The organism is Kitasatospora sp. NPDC058444, from assembly GCF_042721415.1.
In the GTDB taxonomy this organism is placed as follows: domain Bacteria; phylum Actinomycetota; class Actinomycetes; order Streptomycetales; family Streptomycetaceae; genus Kitasatospora.
Genome location: NZ_JBHXLL010000002.1, coordinates 421,730 through 447,684, shown reverse-complemented (window position 1 = coordinate 447,684; position 25,955 = coordinate 421,730). Strand labels below are relative to the sequence as shown.

At 73.9% G+C, this 25,955-nt stretch carries 26 protein-coding genes; 17 read left to right on the top strand and 9 right to left on the bottom strand.

Annotated elements, in window-relative coordinates; genetic code table 11:
* The coding region (locus ACFWP2_RS04625) for a biotin/lipoyl-containing protein (RefSeq protein WP_380448183.1) at positions 1-945 on the top strand (945 nt) is incomplete at its 5' end.
* Positions 946-1,064: 119 nt separating this feature from the next.
* Here the strand turns inward: ACFWP2_RS04625 and ACFWP2_RS04620 are convergent.
* Positions 1,065-2,021, bottom strand: coding sequence for a DeoR/GlpR family DNA-binding transcription regulator (locus ACFWP2_RS04620; protein WP_380448230.1), 957 nt, complete (start codon positions 2,019-2,021; stop codon positions 1,065-1,067).
* Positions 2,022-2,258: 237 nt separating this feature from the next.
* The gene (locus ACFWP2_RS04615) at positions 2,259-3,713 is read right to left on the bottom strand and encodes an NAD(P)H-quinone dehydrogenase (protein ID WP_380448181.1); all 1,455 of its coding nucleotides are present in this window, start codon (positions 3,711-3,713) and stop codon (positions 2,259-2,261) included.
* Positions 3,714-3,811: 98 nt separating this feature from the next.
* Between ACFWP2_RS04615 and ACFWP2_RS04610 the strand changes: the two genes are divergently transcribed.
* From ACFWP2_RS04610 to ACFWP2_RS04600, 3 genes are all read left to right on the top strand, one after another.
* A complete protein-coding gene (locus tag ACFWP2_RS04610) occupies positions 3,812-4,249 on the top strand; it encodes a gamma-glutamylcyclotransferase (RefSeq protein ID WP_224284955.1) in 438 nt (145 codons plus the stop codon).
* A 203-nt stretch (positions 4,250-4,452) separates the two neighbouring features.
* Positions 4,453-5,274: a purine-nucleoside phosphorylase gene (locus ACFWP2_RS04605; RefSeq protein ID WP_380448178.1), complete on the top strand. Its 822-nt coding sequence runs from the start codon at positions 4,453-4,455 to the stop codon at positions 5,272-5,274.
* A 190-nt stretch (positions 5,275-5,464) separates the two neighbouring features.
* Positions 5,465-7,189: a phospho-sugar mutase gene (locus ACFWP2_RS04600; RefSeq protein WP_380448176.1), complete on the top strand. Its 1,725-nt coding sequence runs from the start codon at positions 5,465-5,467 to the stop codon at positions 7,187-7,189.
* Positions 7,190-7,256: 67 nt separating this feature from the next.
* Here ACFWP2_RS04600 and ACFWP2_RS04595 read toward each other — a convergent pair whose 3' ends face one another.
* Positions 7,257-7,937 (bottom strand): PH domain-containing protein, encoded by a 681-nt coding sequence (locus ACFWP2_RS04595; protein WP_380448174.1) that lies wholly within the window; start codon positions 7,935-7,937, stop codon positions 7,257-7,259.
* Positions 7,938-8,043: 106 nt separating this feature from the next.
* On the opposite strand from ACFWP2_RS04595, the gene deoC reads away from it, so the two are divergent.
* From deoC to ACFWP2_RS04570, 5 genes are all read left to right on the top strand, one after another.
* Positions 8,044-9,030, top strand: a complete 987-nt coding sequence (deoC, locus tag ACFWP2_RS04590) for a deoxyribose-phosphate aldolase (RefSeq protein WP_380448172.1) — start codon at positions 8,044-8,046, stop codon at positions 9,028-9,030.
* A 5-nt stretch (positions 9,031-9,035) separates the two neighbouring features.
* The gene (locus tag ACFWP2_RS04585) at positions 9,036-10,517 is read left to right on the top strand and encodes an aldehyde dehydrogenase family protein (protein ID WP_380448170.1); all 1,482 of its coding nucleotides are present in this window, start codon (positions 9,036-9,038) and stop codon (positions 10,515-10,517) included.
* On the top strand, positions 10,510-11,412 hold the full coding sequence (locus tag ACFWP2_RS04580) for an aldehyde dehydrogenase family protein (protein WP_380448168.1): 903 nt from the start codon (positions 10,510-10,512) through the stop codon (positions 11,410-11,412). The genes ACFWP2_RS04585 and ACFWP2_RS04580 overlap by 8 nt, the downstream gene beginning before the upstream one ends.
* 237 nt (positions 11,413-11,649) lie before the next feature.
* The gene (locus tag ACFWP2_RS04575) at positions 11,650-12,048 is read left to right on the top strand and encodes a hypothetical protein (RefSeq protein WP_380448166.1); all 399 of its coding nucleotides are present in this window, start codon (positions 11,650-11,652) and stop codon (positions 12,046-12,048) included.
* A 62-nt stretch (positions 12,049-12,110) separates the two neighbouring features.
* A complete protein-coding gene (locus tag ACFWP2_RS04570; RefSeq protein ID WP_380448228.1) occupies positions 12,111-12,734 on the top strand; it encodes an ATP-binding protein in 624 nt (207 codons plus the stop codon).
* 211 nt (positions 12,735-12,945) lie between these two features.
* On the opposite strand, the gene ACFWP2_RS04565 is transcribed toward ACFWP2_RS04570, so the two are convergent.
* Positions 12,946-13,818: a SigE family RNA polymerase sigma factor gene (locus ACFWP2_RS04565; RefSeq protein WP_380448226.1), complete on the bottom strand. Its 873-nt coding sequence runs from the start codon at positions 13,816-13,818 to the stop codon at positions 12,946-12,948.
* A gap of 380 nt (positions 13,819-14,198) precedes the next feature.
* Between ACFWP2_RS04565 and ACFWP2_RS04560 the strand changes: the two genes are divergently transcribed.
* The 4 genes from ACFWP2_RS04560 (at position 14,199) to ACFWP2_RS04545 (ending at position 17,631) form a co-directional block, all read left to right on the top strand.
* The gene (locus tag ACFWP2_RS04560) at positions 14,199-14,876 is read left to right on the top strand and encodes a response regulator transcription factor (RefSeq protein ID WP_030257458.1); all 678 of its coding nucleotides are present in this window, start codon (positions 14,199-14,201) and stop codon (positions 14,874-14,876) included.
* A 60-nt stretch (positions 14,877-14,936) separates the two neighbouring features.
* Entirely contained in the window at positions 14,937-16,481 is a 1,545-nt protein-coding gene (locus tag ACFWP2_RS04555) for an ATP-binding protein (protein ID WP_380448164.1), read from the top strand.
* Positions 16,478-16,810 carry a hypothetical protein gene (locus tag ACFWP2_RS04550; protein ID WP_380448162.1) on the top strand — a complete coding sequence of 111 codons (333 nt, stop codon included), beginning with the start codon at positions 16,478-16,480 and terminating at the stop codon, positions 16,808-16,810. The genes ACFWP2_RS04555 and ACFWP2_RS04550 overlap by 4 nt, the downstream gene beginning before the upstream one ends.
* A gap of 185 nt (positions 16,811-16,995) precedes the next feature.
* The gene (locus ACFWP2_RS04545; protein WP_380448160.1) at positions 16,996-17,631 is read left to right on the top strand and encodes a VanZ family protein; all 636 of its coding nucleotides are present in this window, start codon (positions 16,996-16,998) and stop codon (positions 17,629-17,631) included.
* On the opposite strand, the gene ACFWP2_RS04540 is transcribed toward ACFWP2_RS04545, so the two are convergent.
* Positions 17,601-18,281 carry a PhzF family phenazine biosynthesis protein gene (locus ACFWP2_RS04540; protein ID WP_380448158.1) on the bottom strand — a complete coding sequence of 227 codons (681 nt, stop codon included), beginning with the start codon at positions 18,279-18,281 and terminating at the stop codon, positions 17,601-17,603. The genes ACFWP2_RS04545 and ACFWP2_RS04540 overlap by 31 nt on opposite strands.
* A 147-nt stretch (positions 18,282-18,428) precedes the next feature.
* Here ACFWP2_RS04540 and ACFWP2_RS04535 point away from each other — a divergent pair, with 147 nt between their 5' ends.
* Positions 18,429-18,995, top strand: coding sequence for a hypothetical protein (locus ACFWP2_RS04535; RefSeq protein WP_380448156.1), 567 nt, complete (start codon positions 18,429-18,431; stop codon positions 18,993-18,995).
* Positions 18,996-19,076: 81 nt separating this feature from the next.
* Here ACFWP2_RS04535 and ACFWP2_RS04530 read toward each other — a convergent pair whose 3' ends face one another.
* Positions 19,077-20,453 (bottom strand): hypothetical protein, encoded by a 1,377-nt coding sequence (locus ACFWP2_RS04530; RefSeq protein WP_380448154.1) that lies wholly within the window; start codon positions 20,451-20,453, stop codon positions 19,077-19,079.
* A gap of 348 nt (positions 20,454-20,801) precedes the next feature.
* On the opposite strand from ACFWP2_RS04530, the gene ACFWP2_RS04525 reads away from it, so the two are divergent.
* On the top strand, positions 20,802-20,987 hold the full coding sequence (locus tag ACFWP2_RS04525; RefSeq protein WP_360352382.1) for a PspC domain-containing protein: 186 nt from the start codon (positions 20,802-20,804) through the stop codon (positions 20,985-20,987).
* A gap of 110 nt (positions 20,988-21,097) precedes the next feature.
* Here the strand turns inward: ACFWP2_RS04525 and ACFWP2_RS04520 are convergent, their stop codons facing one another.
* The 3 genes from ACFWP2_RS04520 to ACFWP2_RS04510 form a co-directional block, all read right to left on the bottom strand.
* Positions 21,098-21,475, bottom strand: coding sequence for a hypothetical protein (locus ACFWP2_RS04520; protein WP_380448152.1), 378 nt, complete (start codon positions 21,473-21,475; stop codon positions 21,098-21,100).
* 230 nt (positions 21,476-21,705) lie between these two features.
* On the bottom strand, positions 21,706-22,863 hold the full coding sequence (locus ACFWP2_RS04515; RefSeq protein WP_380448150.1) for an adenosine deaminase: 1,158 nt from the start codon (positions 22,861-22,863) through the stop codon (positions 21,706-21,708).
* 130 nt (positions 22,864-22,993) lie between these two features.
* Positions 22,994-23,962, bottom strand: a complete 969-nt coding sequence (locus ACFWP2_RS04510; RefSeq protein WP_380448148.1) for a LysR family transcriptional regulator — start codon at positions 23,960-23,962, stop codon at positions 22,994-22,996.
* Between the two features lie 92 nt (positions 23,963-24,054).
* Here ACFWP2_RS04510 and ACFWP2_RS04505 point away from each other — a divergent pair, with 92 nt between their 5' ends.
* The gene (locus ACFWP2_RS04505; RefSeq protein ID WP_380448146.1) at positions 24,055-25,350 is read left to right on the top strand and encodes an MFS transporter; all 1,296 of its coding nucleotides are present in this window, start codon (positions 24,055-24,057) and stop codon (positions 25,348-25,350) included.
* A gap of 26 nt (positions 25,351-25,376) precedes the next feature.
* Positions 25,377-25,931, top strand: coding sequence for a Uma2 family endonuclease (locus ACFWP2_RS04500; RefSeq protein WP_380448144.1), 555 nt, complete (start codon positions 25,377-25,379; stop codon positions 25,929-25,931).
* Positions 25,932-25,955: the final 24 nt, after the last annotated feature.

The following is a 25,955-nucleotide window of genomic DNA, read 5'->3' as shown; positions in this document are numbered from 1 at the left end:
GCGAAGGACGGCACGATCTCCTTCCTGGAGGTCAACACCCGTCTGCAGGTGGAGCACCCGGTCACCGAGGAGGTCACCGGTCTCGACCTGGTCCGGGAGATGTTCCGGATCGCGGACGGCGAGGAGCTCGGCTACGGCGACCCGGAGGTCCGCGGTCACTCCTTCGAGTTCCGTATCAACGGCGAGGACCCGGGCCGCAACTTCCTGCCCGCGCCCGGCACGGTGACGCTGTTCGCGCCGCCGTCCGGTCCGGGCGTGCGCCTGGACTCCGGTGTGGAGACCGGCTCGGTCATCGGCCCGGCCTGGGACTCGCTGCTGGCCAAGCTGATCGTCACCGGCCGGGACCGCAGGCAGGCCCTGGAGCGGGCCAACCGCGCGCTGGCCGAGTTCAAGGTCGAGGGCATGGCCACCGCCATCCCGTTCCACCAGGCGGTCGTCACCGACCCGGCGTTCGCGCCCGAGGTGCACGGCAGCGACGAGCCGTTCAAGGTCTTCACCCGGTGGATCGAGACCGAGTTCGACAACACCATCCCGCCGTTCGCCGGCGCGGCCGGTGACGGCGAGGAGGCCGAGACCCGGGAGACCGTGGTGGTCGAGGTCGGCGGCAAGCGGATCGAGGTCTCGCTGCCGTCCTCGCTGGGCGTCGCGGCGGCCCCGGCGGCCGGCGCGGCCGGTGCCACCAAGGCCAAGCGCCGGGTGGGCGCCAAGAAGGCCGGCTCGGCCGTCAGCGGGGACACCCTGGCCTCGCCGATGCAGGGCACCATCGTCAAGGTCGCCGTGGAGGAGGGCCAGGTCGTCGCCGAGGGCGAGCTGATCGTGGTCCTGGAGGCGATGAAGATGGAGCAGCCGCTGAACGCCCACAAGGCGGGCACCGTCTCCGGCCTCAAGGCCGAGGTCGGCGCGAGCGTCAGCAGCGGCGCCGCGCTCTGCGAGATCAAGGACTGACGCCGTCCCAGGACGGGCGCCTGCCCTCGGACCGGTCCGTACGCCCTGCGCGGGTGTGCGGACCGGTCGCGTTTCCGAGGCCTGCCAAGAGGCTCGCGAGGCGGGGCCGTGGGTACGGGCTAGCGCCCGCGCGGCAGGCCCAGCTCGGCCAGCCGGGCGGGCATGCCGCCCGGGGCGGCCGGTCCGCCGTGCGCGCCGGGGCGGCGCTGGCCGGGCAGCGGGGCGCCGCCGGGGGGCGGGCCGCCGCGGCGGGCCATCGGGCCGGGCTGGGTCTGGTGCACCGGGCCGCTGCCGGTGCCGTGCACCGGGGCGTCGCCGCTCGGGCCCGCGCCCAGCGGGGCCAGGTCGACCTGCACCCCGCAGTCGGCGAGCGCGTCCAGTTCGCGGACGGTGGTGTCGTCCGCGGTGGCCTGCTCGTCGGTGACCAGCCGGGTGATGGTGTCGGTGGCGACGGTCTGGAACATGCCGGCCGCGCCGAGCTTGGTGTGGTCGGCGAGGACGATCACCTCGGCGGCCGCCAGCACCATGGCCCGGTCCACGCTCGCGGACAGCATGTTCGCCGTCGACAGCCCGCGCTCGGCCGTCAGCCCGCTGCCGGAGATGAAGGCCTTGGAGACCCTCAGCCCCTGGAGGGACTGCTCCGCGCCGCTGCCCACCAGCGCGTAGTTGGAGCCGCGCAGGGTGCCACCGGTCATGACCACCTCGACCCGGTTGGCGTGCGCCAGGGCCTGGGCGACCAGCAGCGAGTTGGTGACCACCGTCAGCCCGGGCACGCGGGCCAATCGGCGGGCCAGCTCCTGGGTGGTGGTGCCGGCGCCGACCACCACGGCGTCGCCCTCCTCCACCAGGCCGGCCGCGAGGTCCGCGATGGCGCTCTTCTCCGCCGCGGACAGGTGGGTCTTCTGTGGGTAACCGGGTTCGCGGCTGAAGCCGCCGGGGAGCACCGCGCCGCCGTGCCGGCGGTCGAGGAGCCCTTCTGCCTCCAGCGCCCGCACGTCACGGCGCACGGTCACTTCGGAGGTCTGGACGACGCGGGCCAACTCCCGGAGCGAGACGGCTCCGTTGGCGCGCACCATTTCGAGGATCAACTGGCGACGTTCTGCTGCAAACACAGAACCGACGGTAACCTGCGTGACCGTCTGCTTTCAGGCGTTTGCAGCTAGTAGCGGGAATTGCTCACGCACGAGCGGCGCGTGACCGTACAATACGCGCCGTCAATGGACCCGGAACTGCGCCCGCCGTCCGGGTGACGGCCATGCCCGCGCGAAGGGCGGCCGCCGATCGGCAGCCGCCCTCAACTGTGCGCCGGACGCTCAGGATTCGCCGTCGGCCCGCTTGCGGATGTGCAGCTGCCGGGCGGCCTCGGCGGTCGAACCGGAGACGGACGGGTAGACGGTGAAGGCGCTGGCCACCTGTTCGACCGTCAGATTGGCGTCCACGGCGAGCGAGATCGAGTGGATCAGCTCGCTGGCCCGCGGGGCGACGACCACGCCGCCCACCACGATGCCGGTGCCCGGGCGGCAGAACAGCTTCACGAAGCCGTCCCGGATGCCCTGCATCTTCGCCCGCGGGTTGCCGCGCAGCGGGAGCTTGACCACGACGGCGTCCATCTTGCCGCACTCCACGTCGGCCGCCGTGTAGCCGACGGTGGCGATCTCCGGGTCGGTGAAGACGTTGGAGGCCACGGTCTTGAGGTTCAGCGGCTGCACCGCGTCGCCGAGCGCGTGGTACATCGCGATCCGGCCCTGCATGGCCGCCACCGAGGCGAGCATGAAGACGCCGGTGCAGTCGCCCGCCGCGTAGACGCCGGGGGCGGTGGTGCGGGAGACCCGGTCGACCTGGATCTGGCCCCAGTCGTTGAGCTTGACCCCGGCCTCCTCCAGGCCCATGTCGGAGGTGTTGGGGATCGAGCCGACCGCCATCAGGCAGTGGGTGCCCTCGATCACCTTGCCGTCGGCCAGCATGACCTCGACCCGGTCGCCGATCCGCTTGACGCTCTCGGCGCGCGAGCGGCCCATCACGTTCATGCCGCGGCGGCGGAAGACGTCCTCCAGCACCTCGGCGGCGTCCGGGTCCTCGCCCGGCAGCACCCGGTCGCGGCTGGACACCAGGGTCACCTTGGAGCCGAGCGCCTGGTAGGCGCCGGCGAACTCGGCGCCGGTCACGCCGGAGCCGACCACGATCAGCTCGCGGGGCAGCTCCTCCAGGTCGTACACCTGGGTCCAGGTGAGGATCCGCTCGCCGTCCGGCTGGGCGTCCGGCAGCTCGCGCGGGTGGGCGCCGGTGGCGATCAGCACGGCGTCGGCGCGCAGCGACTGCACGGTGCCGTCGGGCGCGTCCACCAGCACCTCGCGGGAGCCGTCCACGGCCTGCCCGCCGGTGCCGAGCCGGCCGCGGCCGCGCAGCACGGTGACGCCGGCCCGGGTGACGGACTGGGTGATGTCGTGGGACTGCGCGATGGCCAGGCGCTTCACACGGCGGTTGACCTTGCCCAGGTCCACGCCGATGACCCGGGCCGCCTGCTCGACCGGCGGGGTGTCGTCCGCGACCAGGATGCCCAGCTCCTCGTACGAGCTGTCGAAGGTGGTCATCACCTCCGCGGTCGCGATCAGGGTCTTCGACGGCACGCAGTCCGTGAGCACCGCCGATCCACCCAGACCGTCGCGGTCGACGACGGTCACCTCCGCGCCGAGCTGAGCGGCCACCAGAGCCGCCTCGTAGCCGCCGGGTCCGCCACCGATGATCACGATCCGAGTCACGTTCCCCATTGTCCCGCACGCCGGGACCGCCGCCACGCCGGGGTCCGGGCTCCGTACGTTCGTCCAGTGGCCGCGGCCCGACCGCCGCCCGGGCTACGCTGGCCCCCATGCCCCTCTACGCCGCGTATGCCACCAACCTCGATGCCCGGCAGATGACTCGCCGAGCCCCGCACTCCCCGCTGCGCGGCACGGGGTGGCTCGCCGGCTGGCGGCTCACCTTCGGCGGCGAGCAGCTCGGCTGGGAGGGCTCGCTGGCCACCGTGGTCGAGGACGAGAAGGACCAGGTCTTCGTCTCGCTGTACGACGTCGCGCCGATGGACGAGGAGGGCCTGGACCGCTGGGAGGGCGTCCAGCTCGGCATCTACCGCAAGATCAAGCTGCGCGCGCAGACCCTGGACGGGGACATCCCGGTCTGGACGTACGTGCTCAACGACTACGAGGGCGGTCTGCCCGCGGCCCGCTACCTCGGCCTGATCGCGGACGCCGCGGAGAGCGCCGGCGCCCCGCACGACTACGTGATGGACCTGCGCCGCCGCCCCTGCTGAGGCGTTCCGGCCCCGTCCGCGATCCGATCGCGCACGGAGCGTGCGGGTACGGAGGGCACGGGTGGGCCGTCCGTGTGGAAACCGACGAGCCGGGCGGCCCGATACCGCCGCCGAGCTGTGTTTTCCGGTCAACCGGGTAACGATCCGGCATGCCGCGGCCGAATTTCTACGCGCGTAGCCGAAACCCGTCTATCCTCGGACCCGTGAACGCTTCTCCTCAGTCGGTCGTCTCCGCCGACCCCTACGCCGCCGCCCAGGCCGCCGCCGAGCGCCTGCGCGAGCTGACCGGTGCCGAGCGGCACGACGTCGCCCTGGTGATGGGCTCCGGCTGGGTGCCGGCCGCCGACGCCCTGGGCGAGACCGTGGCCGAGTTCCCGGTCACCGAGCTCCCGGGCTTCCCCGCCCCCGCCGTCGCCGGCCACGCCGGCAAGATCCGCTCGGTGAAGATCGGCGACAAGCGCGCCCTGATCTTCCTCGGCCGCAACCACTACTACGAGGGCCACGGCGTGGCCACCGTCGTCCACGGCGTGCGCACCGCCGCCGCGGCCGGCTGCGGCATCATCGTGCTGACCAACGGCTGCGGCGGCCTGCGCCAGGGCTGGACCCCCGGGCAGCCGGTCCTGATCAGCGACCACATCAACCTGACCGCGGACTCCCCGATCGTCGGCGCCAACTTCGTCGACCTCACCGACCTGTACTCCAAGCGCCTGCGCGCGCTCTGCCGCGAGGTCGACGCGTCCCTGGACGAGGCCGTCTACGTGCAGTTCCGCGGCCCGCACTACGAGACCCCGGCCGAGGTCAACATGGCCCGGGTGATCGGCGGCGAGCTGGTCGGCATGTCCACCACCCTGGAGGCCATCGCGGCCCGCGAGGCCGGCGCCGAGGTGCTCGGCATCTCCCTGGTCACCAACCTGGCCGCCGGCATGACCGGCGAGCCGCTCAACCACGCCGAGGTGCTGGAGGCCGGCAAGGCCTCCGCCGAGCGCATGGGCGAGCTGCTGGCGAAGGTCCTCGAGCGGATCTGACGTCCGCGCGGCGCGGAATCATGAGTGACGGGGCCCACGGGCGGCGTGATCCGCTGATCACGCCCTCCGGTGGGCCCCGTCCGCATGCGCGACCCCCTTCCTTGCGGAACCCTCCGGTCACAGCGGAGCCCTCCCGGTCACCCGCGGAACCTCCGGCCGACACACCGACGCACTTCCCGATGGAGCTGTCATGACGCAGGCACTCAACCCCGACCTCCTCGCCCGGGCCCGGACCTGGCTGGCCGAGGACCCCGACCCGCAGACCCGCGAGGAGCTCACCGCCCTGCTGGCCCGGGCCGAGGGCCCGGAAGCCGAGACCGACAGCAAGCTCGCCTGGGCGGAGCTCGCCGACCGCTTCTCCGACCGCCTCCAGTTCGGCACCGCCGGCCTGCGCGGCGAACTCGGCGCCGGCCCGATGCGGATGAACCGCGCCGTGGTGATCCGGGCCGCCGCCGGCCTGGTCGCGTACGTCAAGCAGCAGGGCCTGGGCGACCTGGTCGTCATCGGCTACGACGCCCGCCACAAGTCGTACGACTTCGCCCGTGACACCGCCGCCGTGGTGGTCGGCGCCGGCCTGCGCGCCGCGCTGCTGCCGCGCCCGCTGCCGACCCCGGTGCTGGCCTTCGCCGTCCGCCACCTGGGCGCGGCCGCCGGCGTCACCGTGACGGCCAGCCACAACCCGCCGCAGGACAACGGCTACAAGGTCTACCTGGGCGACGGCTCGCAGATCGTCCCGCCGGCCGACGCCGGGATCGCCGCCGAGATCGACGCGATCGGCTCGCTGGACGAGGTCCCGCGCGCCGAGGAGGGCTGGGAGGTGCTCGGCGAGGAGGTCGTCGAGGCCTACCTGACCCGGGCCGTCTCCATCGTCGACGAGCACGGCCCGCGCGACCTGGAGGTGGTCTACACCCCGATGCACGGCGTCGGCCGCTCCACCCTGGTCGCCGCGTTCCGCCGGGCCGGCTTCCCCGCGCCCACCGTGGTCGCCGAGCAGGCCGAGCCCGACCCGGACTTCCCGACCGTGGCCTTCCCCAACCCGGAGGAGCCGGGGGCGATGGACCTCGCCTTCCGCACCGCCGCCAGCGTCGGCCCGGACATCGTGATCGCCAACGACCCGGACGCCGACCGCTGCGCGGTGGCCGTCCCCACCAACGGCAACGCGGCCGGCGGCGGCGGCGGCGCGGCCGGCTGGCGGATGCTGCGCGGCGACGAGGTCGGCGCGCTGCTCGGCTCGGCCCTGGTCGCGAAGAAGGCCGCGGGCACCTTCGCCACCACCATCGTCTCCGCCACCCTGCTCGGCCGGATCGCCGAGGCGGCGGGGCTGGACTACGCCGAGACGCTGACCGGCTTCAAGTGGATCTCCCGCGCCGAGGGCCTGCGCTACGGCTACGAGGAGGCGCTCGGCTACTGCGTCGACCCGCAGGGCGTCCGGGACAAGGACGGCATCACCGCCGCCCTGCTGGTCGCCGAGCTCGCCGCCACGCTCAAGAAGTCCGGCCGCACCCTGTCCGACCTGCTGGACGACCTGGCGCTGGAGCACGGCCTGCACGCCACCGACCAGCTCTCCGTCCGGGTCCAGGACCTCACGCTGATCGCCGACGCCATGCGCCGCCTGCGCGAGCAGCCGCCGACCGTCCTGGCCGGGCTCCGGGTCACCCGCGCCGACGACCTGTCGGCCGGCTCGGCCGACCTGCCGCCGACCGACGGCCTGCGCTACTACCTGGCCGGCGAGGACGTCCGGTCCGCCCGCATCGTGGTCCGCCCCTCCGGCACGGAGCCCAAGCTCAAGTGCTACCTGGAGGTCGTCCTCCCGGTCGCCTCCGCCGCCGACCTCGGGCCCACCCGCGAGCGGGCCGCCGCCCTCCTCGCCACCGTCAAGCGCGACCTCGCCGAGGCCGCCGGCATCACCGCCTGACGCCCGCGCACACCCGAAGGGGCCCGCCGGTCACGACCGGCGGGCCCCTTCACGCGGTTCGGCGGGGTCAGACCGCGATGACGGTGATCAGCCCGACCAGCCCGGCCAGGGTGGGGGCGATGACCCACCAGCACCAGCGGACCTCGACCGGGCCCGCGGCGGTGGGGCGGACGGCGTTGCGCTCGGCCATCTCCTGGAGGACGGCGGTCACCTGGTCGGACCAGGCGCGGGTGGGGTCGGGCGAGCCCTGGACGACCGGGTTGCTCCGCTTGGCCAGGCCCATGCCGAGGCCGGTCCGGGAGGCGTGCTCGGCGACGCTGCCGCTCTGCGCCCGGGCGGCCCGCTTGCGCTGGCGCAGCGACACCGGCACCGCCCAGAGCTGGTACTTCCTGCCGCCCGCGAGCAGTTCGACCGAGTACCCCGCGCGCAGCGCGTCCACCGAGGCCCACGGCGCCACGACGGTCCGCCACGGGTTGCGCACCACCAGCCGGTCGCGGCCCGCCGTCACGGTCGGGCGCAGCGTGTACGCGATCACCGGGAAGGCGAACACCGGCACCGCCGCGAGCGAGACGTACGGGGTCTTCCCGGTCCCGCTCACCACCGCGTCGCCGATCAGCCAGGCCGCCACGACCAGCAGCAGCACTCCGGAGATCACACCGGGGACGGATCGGTACACGCGGTCCGCGTACTCGGGATCCCCGTCGGGGGCGGCGGGGCCCTGGTGGGGCTTGCCGTCGGAATCGGTCATGTCGTCGATTCTGCCCCATGCCCCTCGCGCGGAGGTCTCGGTCCGGCCACGAATGACGAGCGCTCTAGCGGTTGACTACGCGCGTAGATATGCTGCTCTGGTGACTATGTCCACTGTTGCAGCCAATGCCCCCGGCGTTGCGGGCAGCGGCCTTCAGGACGTTGCGGCGTCCGAGGCCTCGCTCCGCCGATTCCTGCACGGCCTGCCCGGCGTCGACCAGGTCGGCCTGGAGGCGCGTGCCGCCGCGCTCGGTACCCGCTCGATCAAGACCACGGCGAAGGCGTACGCCATCGACCTGGCGATCTCGATGATCGACCTGACCACGCTGGAGGGCGCGGACACGGTCGGCAAGGTGCGCGCGCTGTGCGCCAAGGGCAGGACCCCCGACCCGACCGACCCGACCACCCCCCGCGTCGCCGCCATCTGCGTCTACCCGGACATGGTCGCCACCGCGAAGGCCGCCCTGGAGGGCACCGACATCCAGGTCGCCTCGGTGGCCACCGCCTTCCCGGCCGGCCGCGCCGCCCTCCCGGTCAAGCTCGCCGACACCGCCGACGCGGTGGCCGCGGGCGCCGACGAGATCGACATGGTGATCGACCGAGGCGCCTTCCTCTCCGGCCGCTACCTCGACGTCTACCGCGAGATCGTGGCCGTCAAGGAGGCCTGCAAGCGCCCCGACGGCAGCTCCGCCCACCTCAAGGTGATCTTCGAGACCGGCGAGCTCCAGACCTACGACAACGTCCGCCGGGTCTCCTGGCTGGCGATGCTGGCCGGCGCCGACTTCATCAAGACCTCCACCGGCAAGGTCGCCGTCAACGCGACCCCGCCGGTCACCCTGCTGATGCTGGAGGCGGTCCGCGACTTCCGCGCGGCCACCGGCGTCCAGGTCGGCGTCAAGCCCGCCGGCGGCATCCGCACCACCAAGGACGCCATGAAGTACCTGGTGATGGTCAACGAGACCCTCGGCGACGACTGGCTGACCCCGCACTGGTTCCGCTTCGGCGCCTCCAGCCTGCTCAACGACCTGCTGATGCAGCGCCAGAAGCTGGCCACCGGCCGCTACTCCGGCCCCGACTACGTGACGGTGGACTGATCACCATGGCCAAGAAGAAGAACACCGAGGAGCCCGTGGCCAAGCCCGCCGGCGGCCTCTTCGCCTACGCCCCGGCCCCGGAGTCCCCCGCCGCCGCGGGCGACATCGCCACCTCCTACGGCCACTTCATCGGCGGCGAGTTCGTCGACTCCTCCGGCAACGAGGCCCTGAAGACGGTCAACCCGGCCACCGAGCAGGTGCTCGCCGAGTTCGCCCAGGGCACCGAGGAGGACGTGGACCGCGCGGTCGCCGCCGCCCGCAAGGCCTTCGCCGACTGGTCGGCGCTGCCCGGCAGCGAGCGCGCCAAGTACCTGTTCCGGATCGCCCGGATCATCCAGGAGCGCAGCCGCGAGCTGGCCGTGCTGGAGTCGATCGACAACGGCAAGCCGATCCGCGAGACCCGCGACGTCGACCTGCCGCTGGTCGCCGCCCACTTCTTCTACTACGCGGGCTGGGCCGACAAGCTCGACTACGCCGGCTTCGGCCCGAACCCGAAGCCGCTGGGCGTGGCCGGCCAGGTCATCCCGTGGAACTTCCCGCTGCTGATGCTGGCGTGGAAGATCGCGCCCGCGCTGGCGACCGGCAACACGGTCGTCCTGAAGCCGGCCGAGACCACCCCGCTGACCGCGCTGCGCTTCGCCGAGATCTGCCGCCAGGCCGGTCTGCCGAAGGGCGTCGTCAACATCGTCACCGGTGACGGCCGCACCGGCGCCGCGCTGACCTCCCACCCGGACGTCAACAAGGTCGCGTTCACCGGCTCCACCCCGGTCGGCCGCGCCATCGCCAAGCAGCTGGCCGGCACCCGCAAGAAGCTCTCGCTGGAGCTGGGCGGCAAGGCCGCGAACATCGTCTTCGACGACGCGCCGATCGACCAGGCGGTCGAGGGCATCGTCAACGGCATCTTCTTCAACCAGGGCCACGTCTGCTGCGCGGGCTCGCGCCTGCTGGTCCAGGAGTCGATCCAGGACGAGCTGCTGGACGCCCTGAAGCGCCGGATGGGCACCCTGCGGGTCGGCGACCCGCTGGACAAGAACACCGACATCGGCGCCATCAACTCGGCCGAGCAGCTCGCCCGGATCACCGCGCTGACCGACGCCGGCGAGGCCGAGGGCGCCGAGCGCTGGTCGCCGGCCTGCGAACTCCCGGGCACCGGCTTCTGGTTCAAGCCGACCCTGTTCACCGGCGTGAGCCAGGCCCACCGGATCGCCCAGGAGGAGATCTTCGGCCCGGTGCTCTCCGTCCTGACCTTCCGCACCCCCGCGGAGGCCGTGGAGAAGGCCAACAACACCCCGTACGGCCTCTCCGCCGGCATCTGGACGGAGAAGGGCTCGCGCATCCTCTGGATGGCGAACCAGCTCAAGGCCGGCGTGGTCTGGGCCAACACCTTCAACAAGTTCGACCCGACCTCGCCGTTCGGCGGATACAAGGAGTCGGGCTACGGCCGCGAGGGTGGCCGCCACGGTCTGGAGGCCTACCTCGATGTCTGATGTCGTGACGCGTCTTGACGTCCTCAAGACCTACAAGCTGTACGTCGGCGGGAAGTTCCCGCGCTCCGAGAGCGGGCGGGTGTACGAGGTGACCGACGCAAAGGGCGAGTGGCTCGCCAACGTCCCGCTGGGCACCCGCAAGGACGCCCGCGACGCCGTCGTGGCCGCCCGCAAGGCGGTCAAGGGCTGGTCCGGCACCACCGCGTACAACCGCGGCCAGGTGCTCTACCGGGTGGCCGAGATGCTCCAGGGCCGGCGCGAGCAGTTCGCCGCCGAGGTGGCCGTCTCCGAGGGCATCGGCCCGAAGAAGGCCGCCGCGCTGGTGGACGCCGCGATCGACCGCTGGGTCTGGTACGCGGGCTGGACCGACAAGGTCGCCCAGATCGCGGGCGGCGCCAACCCGGTCGCCGGGCCGTTCTTCAACCTCTCCACCCCGGAGCCGACCGGCGTGGTCGGGATCGTCGCCCCGCAGGCCGGGTACGGGCACTCGCTGCTCGGCCTGGTCTCGGTGATCGCCCCGGCGATCGCCACCGGCAACACGGTCGTGGTCGCGGCCGCCGCGGACGCCCCGCTGCCCGCGCTGTCGCTGGGCGAGGTGCTGGCCACCTCGGACGTCCCGGGCGGCGTGGTCAACATCCTCTCGGGCCGGACGGCGGACATCGCCCCCACCCTGGCCTCGCACCAGGACGTCAACGCGCTGGACCTCACCGGGGCGATCGCCGCCGACGGTCCCGGCGCGGCGCAGCCCCTGGAAGCGGCCGCCGCGGATACCCTGAAGAGGGTGGTCCGTCCGGTGCTGGACCCGTTCGCCCAGGACTGGACCAATGCGCCCGGTACGGACCGGCTACTCTCCTTCCTGGAGACGAAGACGGTCTGGCACCCGATGGGGATCTGACCTCCCCGCTCCGCCCGTCGGAAAGACGGAGCACAACTCCACAGACTGGCCGTCCCCAGTGCCCTCACCCCCCCAGGGCCCGGACGGTCATTGGACGGACCCGCGCCTCTCCCCCCCTGGCGCGGGTCCGTCGCCCTTCCGGGCGACTTTCGTCGCCGCCCGGGCCGACTTTCGGGGCTCCCGGTCCGTGTGCGACCGGACCACAATCGCCGGTACCGAACCGGCCGAGGGGGCGCGATGGAAGAGCTGGGCGAGCTGATGGCACTGGTCACGGACGGCGTGCTGCGCCGGTGGCAGGTGGCCCGGGCCCGCCGCCGGCTGGCCGCCGGGAAGGCCGTACGGCTGCCCTGCTCGGCCCGGTCCGACCGGCGGCCCGGCTACGTCGACGGGAAGCTGGACATCACCCCCGGAGCCGCCGCCGCCCGCTTCCGCGCGCGCGGCGCCGAGCCGCTCGAACTGCCCGTCGGGGGCACCTTCCACGAGCCCGAGCCCGACACCTGGTACGACCAGGACTGGGCCGCCACCGCGTACCGGCCGCCCGGCGCCGGGGAGCCGGTCCACCTCCAGGTGGACAGCCGCTGCCTGCCGATGGTCCGGGCCGCCCTCGCCGGACCGCGGCCGCCGCAGAAGGTCTGAACCGACCGGTTTCGGCAACCGGCCGGGATGCGTCAGACTGGTGTCCCGTGAGTGACTCCCCCATGAACCCCGCACCGACCGGGCATGCCCGGGTGATCCTGCTCTCCGGGCCCTCCGGGTCGGGGAAGTCCTCGCTGGCGGAGCGCAGCGGGCTGCCGGTGCTCCAGCTCGACGACTTCTACAAGGACGGGGACGACCCCACCCTGCCGCGACTGCCGGACGGCGCCGTGGACTGGGACTCCCCGCTGGCCTGGCACCGCGACCAGGCCGTCGCCGCGATCCGCGCCCTGCACGAGCACGGGCGCACCGACGTCCCGGTGTACTCGATCCCGGACAACGGCCGGATCGACACCCGCGCCCTGGAGCTGGGCGGGGCGGGCGCGTTCATCGCCGAGGGCATCTTCGCCGCCGAGATCACCGTCGAGTGCGCCGACCAGGGCCTGCTCGGCGACGCCCTGTGCCTGCGCAACGGCGCGCTCACCACGGCCTGGCGCCGGCTGCGCCGGGACGTCCGGGAGGGCCGCAAGTCGCTGCCGGTGCTGCTGCGCCGGGGCCTGCGGCTGATGCGGGCCGAGCGGTCCATCGTCGGACGGCAGGTCGCGCTCGGCTCGTACGCGTGCGCCGGCCCGGAGGCCGCGCGGCGGATCCGCGCCGCGGCCCGGGCCACCGAGCTCTCCGCGGTCTGAGCCCCGCGGCCCGAACCCCGCGGTCGGACCGCGCTGTCGGAACCGCGTGGCCGCGCCTGCCAGGGCACGACGAAGGGCCCGGTGCGTCTCCCCCGCACCGGGCCCTTCGCCTTCTTCCCCGAACGGTCCTCGGCTCCCCCACGGGCGTGCTCCCCCGAGCCGCTGCCCCCGGACCGTGACCGTCCGATTCCCGTCCCCCGACGGGAGTCCCTTACGCGACCAGCTCGCCGAACGCCCGGACGGTGTCGCCCGACTTGTTCAGGTGCTCGTCCTCGCGCAGCCGGCGCAGGGCGCGCCAGATGCTGCTCTTGACCGTGCCGACGCTGATCCCCAGCACGTCGGCGATCTCCGGGTCGGTCTTGCCCTCGTAGTACCGCAGCACCAGCATGGTGCGCTGGTTCTCCGGCAGCTTCGCCAGCGCCTGCCAGAGCACGGTGCGCAGCTCGGTGCCGCCCATCGCGTCGGTGTCGCCGGCCGTCTCCGGCAGCTCCTCGGTCGGGTACTCGTTGACCTTGCGGCGCCGCCAGGCGGAGATGTGCAGGTTGGTCATGGTGCGGCGGAGGTACCCGCCGACCGCGGCCTTGTCGGTGATCCGGCCCCAGGCCCGGTAGGTGCTGAAGAGCGCGCTCTGCAGCAGGTCCTCGGCCTCGTAGCGGTCACCGGTCAGGTGGTAGGCCGTGGCGTACAGGGAGGCGCGGCGCTCGCGCACGTACGCGGTGAACTCCGTGATGTGGTCCTCCGCGACGGCCGGGTGCTCCCCCTGCGCGCCTCCCTGTCCGGCCTCGGTGGTGCGGGCCGCGGCGGGGTTCAGCCGCAGCAGCGTCGCACCGGCGGCCTCGCGACCGGTCGGCTCCCCCGACCCGACCGTCCGCAGACCGTTCCCCCCGGTCCCCCGGTTCCCCCCCGGGGCGTCCTTGCCCTCGACGCGCACGGGGAGGATCCCCCGCAGCGTGAGGGTGCCGGCGGAGTCGGCCGAACTCCCCAGACGGCCGATCCCGTACAGCTCCCCCGTCCTGCCGCCGCCGCTCACCCGACGGGCGCCAGGGTTTCCACCGGTGCTGTGCGCGCACCCCCGCACGGTCACGGCACCGGAGTTCTCGTCGGTCCTGACCTCGTACCGGGTCCGGTGGGACGTGGCTGACGAACGCGCGGTGCGGACAGCCGGGTTGGTCCGGGTCTGAAGCATGGCGTTCATCGTGCGCCCCCTGGGTCGGTACGAGCGGTTCCGGTAGCCGCCCTTCAGCCGGCCTTGCGGCCCGCTGTCCTGCGGCGACATGGAAAATCCTGCCCGCCGGTTGTGATGGCGCTGTCCGCCGACTGTCACAGGGGTGTCACAGGAGGGGGCCGAACGTCCCGGACCGCCCCCCTCCGTACCGGACGCCGGTAGCGCTCGTTCCGGTTCCCGTGGGGCCGGTGAGCGGTCCGGGGGGTGATTCGGCGCGGCCGGTGGGCCAAAATGGGGCCGTGCCTTTCCTCCTACTGATCGAGGACGACGACGCCATCCGGACCGGCCTCGAACTCGCCCTCACCCGCCAGGGCCACCGTGTGGCCACCGCCGCCTCCGGCGAGGACGGCCTGAGGCTGTTCAAGGAGCAGCGGCCCGACCTGATCGTGCTGGACGTGATGCTGCCCGGGATCGACGGCTTCGAGGTGTGCCGCCGGATCCGCCGCACCGACCAGCTGCCGATCATCCTGCTGACCGCGCGCTCGGACGACATCGACGTGGTGGTGGGTCTGGAGTCCGGCGCGGACGACTACGTGGTGAAGCCGGTGCAGCCGCGCGTGCTGGATGCCCGGATCCGGGCGGTGCTGCGGCGCGGCGAGCGGGAGAGCTCGGACTCCTCGGCCTACGGCAGCGTGGTGATCGACCGCGCGGCGATGACCGTCACCAAGGACGGACAGGACCTCCAGCTCACCCCGACCGAGCTGCGGCTGCTGCTGGAGCTCAGCCGCCGCCCCGGCCAGGCGCTCTCCCGCCAGCAGCTGCTGCGGCTGGTCTGGGAGCACGACTACCTCGGCGACTCCCGCCTGGTGGACGCGTGCGTGCAGCGGCTGCGGGCCAAGGTCGAGGACGTGCCGTCCGCGCCGACGCTGATCCGCACCGTCCGCGGAGTGGGCTACCGGCTGGACCCGCCGGCCTGATCCCGAACGCCTCCGACCAGCCCACCCGCCCCCTGAACTCCCGTACCACGACAGGCTCCTGTGACTGACCATCAGACGACTGCCCGGCGGTTCCCGACGGGCCGGTGGCGTCGGCTGCGCTCCCTGCGGGTGCGGCTGATCGCGGTGTTCGCGGCCGTCGCGCTGCTCGCCGCCGTCTCGGCCTCCGGCATCGCGTACTGGCTGAACCGCGACGCGGTGCTCAAGCGCGCCCAGGACACCGCGCTGAACGACTTCCGGGTCTCGCTCACCCGCAACGTCTCCGAGCTGCCGCTGAACGCGAGTTGCCCGGAGCTGGCCACGCTGGCGTCCAACGTGGCCAGCTCCGGACTGACGTACGACGTGGTGGTGGTCGACCCGGCGCACCCGGAGTGCTCGGCCTCCTCCGACCCCGCGAACTTCACGCTGGCGGACGTCCCGGCGGCCCTGCAGTCCACCGTCGCCAAGCCGCGCGAGATCACCGAGAACAACCCGTACCCGTACCACCTGTACTGGCAGCGGCAGAACCTGGAGGGCCGGCCGTTCGTGATCGGCGGCACCAAGGTGGTGCCGAACGGGCCGACGGCGTACATGTTCAAGTCGCTGGAGAACGAGCGGGCCGACCTCAACACGCTGGGCTGGTCGCTGGCGATCGCCACGCTGCTCGCGCTGATCGGCTCGGCGCTGCTCGCCCAGGCCGCCTCGGCGACGGTGCTGCGGCCGGTCAAGCGGCTCGGGGACGCCGCCCGGCGGCTCGGCGAGGGGCACCTGGACACCCGGCTGGAGGTCGACGGCTCGGACGAACTCGCCGACCTGGCACGGACCTTCAACCGGACGGCGGAGCAGCTGCACGAGCAGGTCGAGGAGCTGAGCGCGCGCGAGGCACAGAGCCGGCGGTTCGTCGCCGACATGTCGCACGAGCTGCGCACCCCGCTGACCGCGATGACCGCCGTGACGGACATCCTGGAGGACGAGGCCGAGTCGCTGGACCCGATGATCGAGCCGGCCGTCCGGCTCGTGGTCAGCGAGACCCGGCGGCTGTCCGACCTGGTGGAGAACCTCATGGAGGTGACCCGTTTCGACGCCGGCACCGCCAAGCTGGTCGCCGACGAGGTGGACATCGCCGACCTGATCATGTCCTGCATCGACGGGCGGGCCTGGTACGACGCGGTCGAACTGGACGCCCCGCGCGGCATCCTGGCCGTGGTCGACCCGCGCCGGCTCGACGTGGTCTTCGCCAACCTGATCGGCAACGCGCTGAAGCACGGCGGCTCGCCGGTGCGGGTCAAGGTCCGGCAGGACGGGGAGTCGGTCGTGGTCGAGGTCTCCGACAGCGGCCCGGGCATCCCGGAGGACGTGCTGCCGCACGTCTTCGACCGCTTCTACAAGGCGGACCGCGGGCGGGCGCGCTCGGAGGGCAGCGGGCTCGGGCTGTCGATCGCGATGGCCAACGCCCAGATACACGGGGGGACGATCACGGCGGCGAACGGGGAGGTCGGCGCGGTGTTCACCCTGACCCTGCCGCTGGCCCCGCCGCCCCCGCCGTCCGCGGGCGAGGCCGAGGGCGGCCCCGCCGGCGACGCCGCCGAGGACAAGGACGCCACGTGACCGCCCCGACCGACACCGCCGCCCCCCGTACCGTCCTGCGCCGCGGCGCCGGCGTGCTGCTGCTGCTCGCGCTGGCCTCCGGCTGCGGCATCCGGCCGACCGCCGTACCGGTCGACGCCGGCGCGCCCGCCAGCCGGACGGCCTGCCCGACCACCCCGCACATACCGGCGGCCCTGGCCACCCCGCCCGGCCCGGTCCCGACCGTGACCCCGACCCGTGGCACCAAGGCGGCCGCCAGTCCCAGCCCGTCGCCCACCCCGGTGGCGCCGGGCAGCCCGCCGCCGGACAACGTGTTCGGCGCGGTGCCGACCGCCTCGCCCTGCCGGTAGGCCGCCGGGGAGGGGCGCTGGCGAGGGGTGCCGGTGACGGATGCCGGAAGGGGCCCTGGTGAGGGCGCGGGGACGGGCCCTGACGAGGGCGCCGGGAGGGGCGCCGACGGGGCTCGGGGGGCGCGTTTGGGAATGTTCACGCCCGGTATGGAACCGACGTGACGTCGGCCCACGTCCTTCCCCCCGTGCAGCGAGATGGCACCAGGACACGCGACGAGCGTTCCGGCGCGGGGACCGAGAGCAGCCCGGCGGCGGCCGTCCACCGTCCCCTCCGGCTGGCCGGACTGGCGGGCCTCACCGGCCACCTGGCACTGGTGCTCTGGCTGGTGCTGAGACCGCTACCGGTGGCCTGGGTGTACGACGCCAACCTGACGCCGCTCGCCTCGCTCCGCTCCTCCAGCGGCTGGCAGGTGGTCGGCGAGCTCCTGCTGCTGGCCCCGCTCGGCGTCCTGCTGCCGCTGGCCGGCGGCCGGCTCCGGGCCCCCTGGCTGCCGTCCTTCCTGCGCACCACCGGCGTCTCCGCGCTGCTGGCGACCGCGCTGGAGTTCCTCTCCTCCTGGGCGCCCGGACACGTCCTGAACGTGGACCACATCCTGCTCGCCGTGGCCGGCGTGGCCGTCGCCCACCTCGCGCTGGTCCCCGGCCTGCGGCACCTGCTGCGGGACCGGCGGCCGCGGGCGCCCCGGACGGCGGTGCTCTCCATGCCGCCGGTGACCGCCGCCGGCTCGGTCACCGCCGTCACCGCCGTCACCTCCGTCGCGACCGTGGCACCCGCCGCCCGTCGGCGCGCCTACGCCGAACCGACGCCGCCGGCCGGCTGAGCCGGCTCGGGGGCCCGGACCACCCGGCCGCCGACCTCGACCAGCCCGCCCGGAAGCGGTCCGGCCAGCAGCCGCGAGCCCCGGCCCTGGGTGACGGTCAGCTCCCGGCCGAGGCTCGCCGCCAGCAGCAGGGCGGCCGCTCCGGTCGCCTCGTCCTCGTCGATCCCGTCGCCCCGCCCGGGGAAGGCCCGGGCCCGCACGGTGCCGGCCGCCTCGTCCTGCCAGGCCCAGGCGTAGACCCACTCCCCCGGCGGCGGCACCTCCAGCGCCTCCACCTCGGCCGCCGAACCGTACTGCCGCAGGGTGCGCCCCGGGGCCCACTCCGGCCGGGCCGCGATCCGGGTCAGCCCGCCGTCGCGCCGCACCGCCACCTCCCCGGCGGCCGTGACCAGCCGGTCCACCCCGAGCAGCCAGGCGGCGCCCACACACGGGTGGCCGGCGAACGGCAGGCGCACCGACGGGGTGTAGATGTCGATCTCCCCGCGCTCCGGGTCGTCGACGAAGACCGTCTCGCTGAAGCCGAGTTCGCGTGCGATCCGCTGCCGCTCCGCGCGCCCCGGCACGGCGGCGCCGTCGCGCACCACGCCGAGCGCGTTCCCATGGCTCCCGTCCGGCCCGCAAAAGACCCGCAGCACCTCAAAGTCCGTCATTTCCCACCTCGTCTACTGCCGTTTCCGCGCAGCGCAATGACACCGTGACACAAAGGCCGCGACGGATGTCCGCCGCCTCCAGTACTGTGCGCTGTCGTCCCCGAACGGCGCCCGCCGTTTTTCTTCTTCCCCTCCCAGGAAACCGTTGTGAACAATCTCGACTTCAGCGCCGAACCGCTCTTCTCCTGGTACGTCGTGGCGCTGGCGCTCAGCGGCGCCATCTTGACGGCCATCGGGGCCGCCGCCGGCCGGATCAAGGCGGGCCTGCGCGTCATCACCATCGTCGTCGGCCTCGGGTTCCTGGGGTACGCCTACTACCTGGCGTTCGTCTTCGAGGGCGGCACGTACACCATCTTCTACAAGGTGTTCATCCTGCCGGTCCTGCTGATCGTCGCCTCGGTGAAGGCGATCATCGAGCGCAACAAGGAGCAGCAGAAGCAGGCCGCCCAGGCCGCCGCCGCGTTCAACCCGAACGCCCCGCAGGCCGCGTTCAACCCGAACGCGCCGCAGGCCCAGTTCAACCCCAACGCCCCGTTCAACCCGAACGCGCCGCAGGCCCCGTACGCCCAGCAGCCGGGCGCGCCCGTCCCGCCGCCGGCCGGCGCCCCCGTGCCGCCGGTCGCGCCGCAGGGCGCCGCGCCGCACCAGCCGGGCGTCCCGCCGCAGCCGGTGGCGGACAACCCGTACGCGCAGCCGCAGCAGCCGGCGAGCTGACCTGGCCGCACCTCCGCACGGACGCCGGAAGGCCCGGCCGTCACCCGCTCCCCAGCGGTGACGGCCGGGCCTTCCGGCCTGTCAGTTCCCCGCGCCGCCCCGCACCCGGTTGCGGCGCCGCGCCACCACCAGGGTGCCGACGCCCATGGCGATGGCGGTCACCCCGGTGATCGCCATCGGCTCCGCGGCCGTGCCGCCACCGGTGGAGGCCAGCCGGGGGCCGGCGGCCGGGGCGGCGACCGCCCGCGAACCGCCCGCCGTCGGGCTCGGCGCCGCCGAGGGGGCCGCCGCCGGGACGACCTGGACGGCGGACGGCTCCGGCACCTCCGGGACGGGATCCGGGTCCGGAAGGGCCGGAGCGGGCGCGGCGGTGGCGCCCGCCGCGGGCACGGTGATGAAGTCGGCCGCCTCGCCGACCGCCTCGGCCGCGCTCTCGCCCGGCTCCGGCAGGGTGGCCGAGACGGCGACCAGGGACTCGAACAGGATCGGCGCGTCCCCGGTGAAGGCCAGCCGGACCTCGACGGTGCGGCTCTCGCCCTTCGCCAGCGCGATGACGTCGGAGTTCCCGTCCCCGGTCCGCAGCCCGAAGCGGAGCCGGGCCGGGCGCTCCGGGCCGCCGCCGCCCGGGGCGGCCTCCCGCCACTGCCCGTCGGCGGTACGGAACTCGAACTTGACGGTACTCGAAGGGAGTTCGGACGCCCCCTGGAACAGGGCCGAGGGCACGACCCGCAGGTCCCGGCCGCTCCGGTTGGTGAGCACCAGCTTGAACGGCTTCGCCTCGCCGCCCACCGTGAACGAGACGGGCACGCCCTCGAACCCGACCTCCGCGGTGGCCGCCGGGGTGGCCGGTGCGGTGGTCGGCGTGGTGGTCGGCGCCGCCGCCGGGGCGACGACCAGGTCCGGGTGGTCGCTCTCGGCGCCGGTGGTGCGCTGCTCCGGCGGCAGGGCCGGGTCCGAGACCACGGCGCCGAAGCCCGGCGCCACCCGCCCGGCGGGGGCGTCGGCGGCGACGGTGAGCCGCAGCCGGTAGGTGGCCTCGGCGCCGGCCGCCAGCGACAGCACGACGGGCCGGTCGAGCGCCCAGTGGGCGCCGGTGCCCGCCGCGTCCGCCCCGGCGTCCTGCCACTGGGCGGCACCGGGCGGGCGGTACTCCAGCCGGAAGCGGCCCTGCCCGGCGCCGGTGTCCGCGAGGCCGAAGGCCGGGGACAGGACGTCCAGCCGGTGGTCGGCGGTGTTCCGGAGCGTCGCGGTGAACTCCACCGGCGCGCCCCCCGCCCGGACGGTGCCGGGAAGGCCGCCGAAGGCGATCGTGACCGGCGAGGGGCCGGTCCGGGCGCCCGGGACCACCGTGACGGCGCGCGGTGCGGCGAGGGCGGCCGGGGCCCCGGCGGCGGCCAGGCCGGATGCCAGCGTGACGGCGGCGGTCGCGGTCAGGAATCTGCGATGCCGAATGCGCAATTCAACCTCACGAGAGAATGCGGGAGAGAACCCATCAGGACGTGAAATCGCTTGCGCGAGAGGTCATTCCACAACGAAGTCGGGCTTTCGTCCGCCCCCCGGCCGACTGCGATCGGCAGCATCCTACCGAGCCCGTTCCGCCCTTCCGGACGGGCTCGGCCGGACCGTGCGGCCCCCGAACCCTCAGGGTCACCCCGAGGGCGACCCCGACGTCCGGCTACGCCTACCCGGTGACCCTTCGGGGTGGAGAATCACCTGCCGGGCTGAGGCTCCGGAGCCGTCGGCGACGGACCATGGAAACAGCCCGCCGGACCGGCCGGAGAGGGCCGCCACCACACGGAGCCGACCATGACCGCTCGCCTCGCCCGTCCCCGCCGCAACCGCGTCATCGCCGGCGTCTGCGCCGGGATCGCCGAACGCTTCGGCCTGACGCCGTGGACCGTCCGGCTGATCTTCCTGCTCTCCTGCCTGCTGCCCGGCCCCCAGTTCCTGCTCTACCTGGCGCTCTGGCTGCTGCTCCCCCAGGAGCCGTGAGCCTGGCGGCCCAGCAGACGGCGACGGGCCGCCCGCCCCGGGGATTCCGGGGTGGGCGGCCCGTCGCCGTGCCCGCGGGCCGGGGCGTGCCGGTCGACACGCCCCGGGCCTCAGCCGGTCAGACCGGGGAGCGGGAGGGTGCTGGTCAGCGCGCCGATCGGGGTCTTGTCCAGGCCCGGGACGGTCGGGAGGGCGGCGCGCTGGGCGGCACGCTCCTGGGTGACGCCGGCCAGCGGGGTCTCGCCGGCCGGGACGGCCTTGCCCACGCTCGGGGCGAGGGTGCCCAGCGCCTCGGTCACCTTGCCGGTGGGCAGCTTGGCGGCCGTGTCGGCGACCGCGCCGGTCACCGCCGGGTTCGTCAGCGCGCCGGTGGGCAGCCCGAGGCCGCCGGCCGCCTGGCCGTCGGCCGCGGAGGCGGTACCGGCGCCGATCGCCGCGATGGCGATGCCGAGCGCCGCGGTGCCCGCGGCCTTGAGAGCCTGCTTCATGGTGGGTCCCCTTTGGGTCCTCGTCGGTGGCCGACTTCACGCACGGGACCGGCGGACGGGGGGACCGCCGCCGGGACGTGTCGGCAATGACGGGCACACGGTAGTGAGCCGGTCACCGGGGAGCCAAAGGGCGTTCACTCACCCGAGTGAGTAGTCGGATGAACGCCAACTCCCTTGCGGAAAACCGGCGTTCATCCGACCATCCGGGGCCGGGCGCGGCGCCCGGCGGCTCAGTTGCCGCCGGCGGCCACGCTGAACAGCCACTCGGCCTTCAGCTCGGCGTAGCCCGGCTTGATCACGTCGCTGATCATCGCCAGCCGCTCGTCGAAGGGCAGGAACGCGGACTTCATCGCGTTCACCGTGAACCACTCCAGGTCGCCCAGGGTGTAGCCGAAGGCCTCCACCACGTGGCCGAACTCCTGGCTCATGCTGGTGCCGCTCATCAGCCGGTTGTCGGTGTTCACGGTGACCCGGAACTTCAGCCGGCTGAGCAGCCCGATCGGGTGCTCGGCGTACGAGGACGCGGCGCCGGTCTGGATGTTGGAGGTCGGGCACATCTCCAGCGGGACGCGCTTGTCGCGCACGTACGCGGCCAGCCGGCCGAGCTCGACCGTGCCGTCCTCGCCCACCGTGATGTCGTCGACGATCCGCACGCCGTGGCCGAGCCGGTCGGCGCCGCAGCACTGCAGGGCCTCCCAGATCGACGGCAGGCCGAAGGCCTCGCCCGCGTGGATGGTGAAGTGGTTGTTCTCGCCCTTGAGGTAGTCGAAGGCGGCCTGGTGGCGGGTGGGCGGGTAGCCGGCCTCGGCACCGGCGATGTCGAAGCCGACCACGCCGCGGTCCCGGTAGCGGTTGGCCAGTTCGGCGATCTCGGTGGAGCGGGCGGCGTGCCGCATCGCGGTCAGCAGGGTGCCGACGCGGATCCGGTGGCCGGCCTCGCGGGCGTTGGCCTCGCCGAGGCGGAAGCCCTCCTGGACGGCCTCGACGACCTCGTCCAGGCTCAGCCCGGCCTCCAGGTGCTGCTCGGGGGCGTAGCGGACCTCGGCGTACACGACGCCGTCGGCCGCCAGGTCCTCGGCGCAGTCCGCGGCGACCTTGATCAGCGCCTCACGGGTCTGCATCACGGCGCAGGTGTGCGCGAAGGTCTCCAGGTAGCGGACCAGCGAACCGGAGTCGGCGGCCTCGCGGAACCACTCACCGAGCTCCTTGACGTCGGTGGTCGGCAGGCCCTGGTAGCCGCAGGCGGCGGCCAGCTCGACCACGGTCTCCGGGCGCAGACCGCCGTCGAGGTGGTCGTGCAGGAGGACCTTCGGCGCGCGGCGGATCTGGTCGGCGGTGGGGATGCGCGGGCCGGTGCCCGCGGTGGTGACGGGGATCTGCTGTTCCATTGCGGAAATATAGCCCCTACGCGCGTAGACCGACCACCGCGAATACCACCGGATGGTCCAAACTCCACCCGGAATTCCACCGCCCGGTCCATACGATCCGCCAAAGCGGCGACCCGCCGCGGCACCCGCGTCAGTCGTGCTGCAACAGCCGCCCCCGCCGGGACAGCACGAAGTCCCGGAAGGTCCGCGCCGGCGGCGTCAGCGGCCGCCCCGCCGCCCAGGCCAGCCCGATCGCCCGCCGGGTGCGCGGCGCCGTCACCTCCAGCTCCACCACCCCCGGCCGCGGCACCAGGGCCGGCGGCAGCAGCGCCACCCCCAGCCCGGCCGCCACCAGCCCGCGCAGCGTCTCCGCCTCCTCCCCCTCGAACGCCAGCCGGGGGACGAACCCGGCCTGCGCGCAGAAGCCGTCCGTGATCGCGCGCAGCCCGTACCCCTGCTCCAGCCCGACGAACGGCTCCTCGGCCACCTCCGCCAGCCGGATCCGCCGCCGCCCGGCCAGCCGGTGGTCCGCCGGGACGACCAGGTGCAGCCGCTGCTCGTCCAGCGGACGGGCGGCGAACGCCGGGTCCTCCGGCAGCGGCGAGACCAGGCAGAGGTCCAACTCCCCGGCCCGCAGCCGCTCCAGCATCGCCGCGCCGTAGTCCTGCACCAGCTGGAAGCGCACCCGCGGATGCGCGGCACGGAAGCCCCGCAGCAGCGCCGGCACCGTGTCCGGCCCCATCGTGTGCAGGAAGCCGAAGGCCACCAGGCCCGCCGCCGGGTCCGCCTCCGCCCGGGCCGCCGCCGCACCGCGCTCGACCTCGGCCAACGCCCGCTCCACCGAGGCCAGCAGCAGCCGGCCCGCCCTGGTCAGCCGCACCGTACGGCCCTGACGGGCCAGCAGGTCCACCCCCAGCTCCTCCTCCAGCCGGGCCACCGCGCGCGACAGCGTCGGCTGCGGCACCCCGAGCAGCGCGGCCGCCTGGGTCACGTGCTGCAGCCGGGCCACCGCGGCGAACCGGGCCAGCCGGGGCGCCAGCAGCGCCGCCGGCTCCTCCGGCCCCAACTCGGCCACCCGGTACGGCTGCTCGCCACCGTCCACCGGCTCCGGACCGGACATCGCGCCACCACCTCGACTCATACGCCAACGCATCGATCATCCCCGCTTCATGCATTGGACGCATCAACGGCACCAGGCCTACGGTCGACGCCATGCAGCCCTCCGATACCGGGGCGTCCGTGACCACCCCGGACGCCCCCACCACCGCCCCCGCGACCTCCGCCGGCACCACCACCGCGGACGACCGCCACCGCCCCGGCCGGCCCGGCTTCCGCCGCGCCAACCTCGCCCTGTTCGCCGCCGGGGTCGCGACCTTCGTCCTGCTCTACTCCACCCAGGGCCTGCTGCCGATCCTCTCGGCCGACCTCGACCTCACCCCCGGCCAGGCCAGCTGGACGGCCTCCGCCGCCACCCTCGGCCTCGCCCTCGGGCTGCTCCCCGCCAGCGCGCTCTCCGACCGGTACGGCCGCACCGCGGTGATGACGGCCTCCACCCTCGCCGCCTCCGTCCTCGCCCTCGCCCTGCCCTTCGCGCCCGACCTCACCACCCTCGTCACCCTGCGGGTCCTCCAGGGCGTCGCCCTCGCCGGGCTCCCCGCCACCGCCATGGCCTACCTCGCCGAGGAGGTCCACCCCGGCGCGCTGCCCTCGGCGATGGGCCTGTACGTGGCCGGCAACAGCATCGGCGGAATGGGCGGCCGACTGCTCTCCGGCTGGACCGCCGCCGGACTCGGCTGGCGCTGGGGCCTCGCCGCCTCCGCCCTCCTCGCCCTGCTCGCCACCCTCGCCTTCCGGCTGCTGATCCCCGCCGCCCGGCACTTCACCCCCGCCCCGGTGGACGCCCGCGCACTCGCCCGGACCGTCGGACGGCACCTGCGCAACCCGCTGCTGGTGCGGCTGTACGCGCTCGGGATGCTGTTCATGGCCGTGTTCGGCGCGGTCTACAACACCGTCGGCTACCGGCTGATCGCCGCGCCGTTCCACCTGCCGGAGTCGATCGCCGCCTCGATCTTCGTGGTCTACCTGGTCGGCACCGGCACCTCCGCCGCGGCCGGCCGGCTCTCCGGCCGCCTCGGCCGGCGCGGCGCCCTCTACGTCTCCATCGGAGTGACCGCGGCCGGCCTGCTGCTCTCCCTCGCCGAGTCCCTGGCCTGCGCCCTGCTCGGCCTGGTCCTGATCACCGCCGGCTTCTTCGCCGGACACGCCACCGCCTCCGCCTCGGTCGGCCGCACCGCCACCGAGGGCCGCGCACAGGCCTCCGCCCTCTACCTGATCGCCTACTACCTCGGCAACAGCCTCGGCGGCACCCTCGGCGCCGACGCCTACCACGCCACCGGCTGGCCCGGCGCCGCCACCGTCGGCCTCGCCGCCATGGCCCTCGCCGCCGCCGTCACCCTCTACGCCACCCGCCGGGCCCACACCGCCCGGCGAACGGTCGCGAACGCTTGACAGCGGCCGCGGATACACTCCGGAGCATGAGCATCGATCCTGCTGTGTACGCCAGGCTGCTCGAGATCGCGGATCAGTTGCCGAAGGTGCCCGGGATAGGGAAGATCGAGATCGCCGACGGTCAGATCGTCATGATGATGTCGCCCGTGAAGCGCCACGAACTCGCCGTGCTGCGCCTCTCCCGACAGCTCAACGCCCAGCTGTCGGCCACGCACCCCGGTCACATCGCCTATCACGGCGCGGACCTCCAGGACGCGGGGCTCGGCCGACTGCGCAACCCGGACCTGATGGTGTTCCCCGAGGCGACCTTGGAGGGCGAGCAGCGGGCGGTCCTCCCGCACGAGGTGCTGCTCGTCGTGGAGGTCGTCTCCAAGTCGAACCCCGAGAACGACTACCACGACAAGGTCCACGACTACTCGGCCATGGGGATCCCGTTCTACCTGCTCGTCGATCCCCGCACGGGAACGGGCATCGTGCACTCGGAACCCGGTTACGAAGCCCGGGAGAAGTTCGTCTTCGGGGACACGATCGCCGTCGGTCCCTGGACGCTCGACACCGGCGGTCTGCTCACGTACGCCTGACCCGGCGTACGTGAGCAGTCCTCA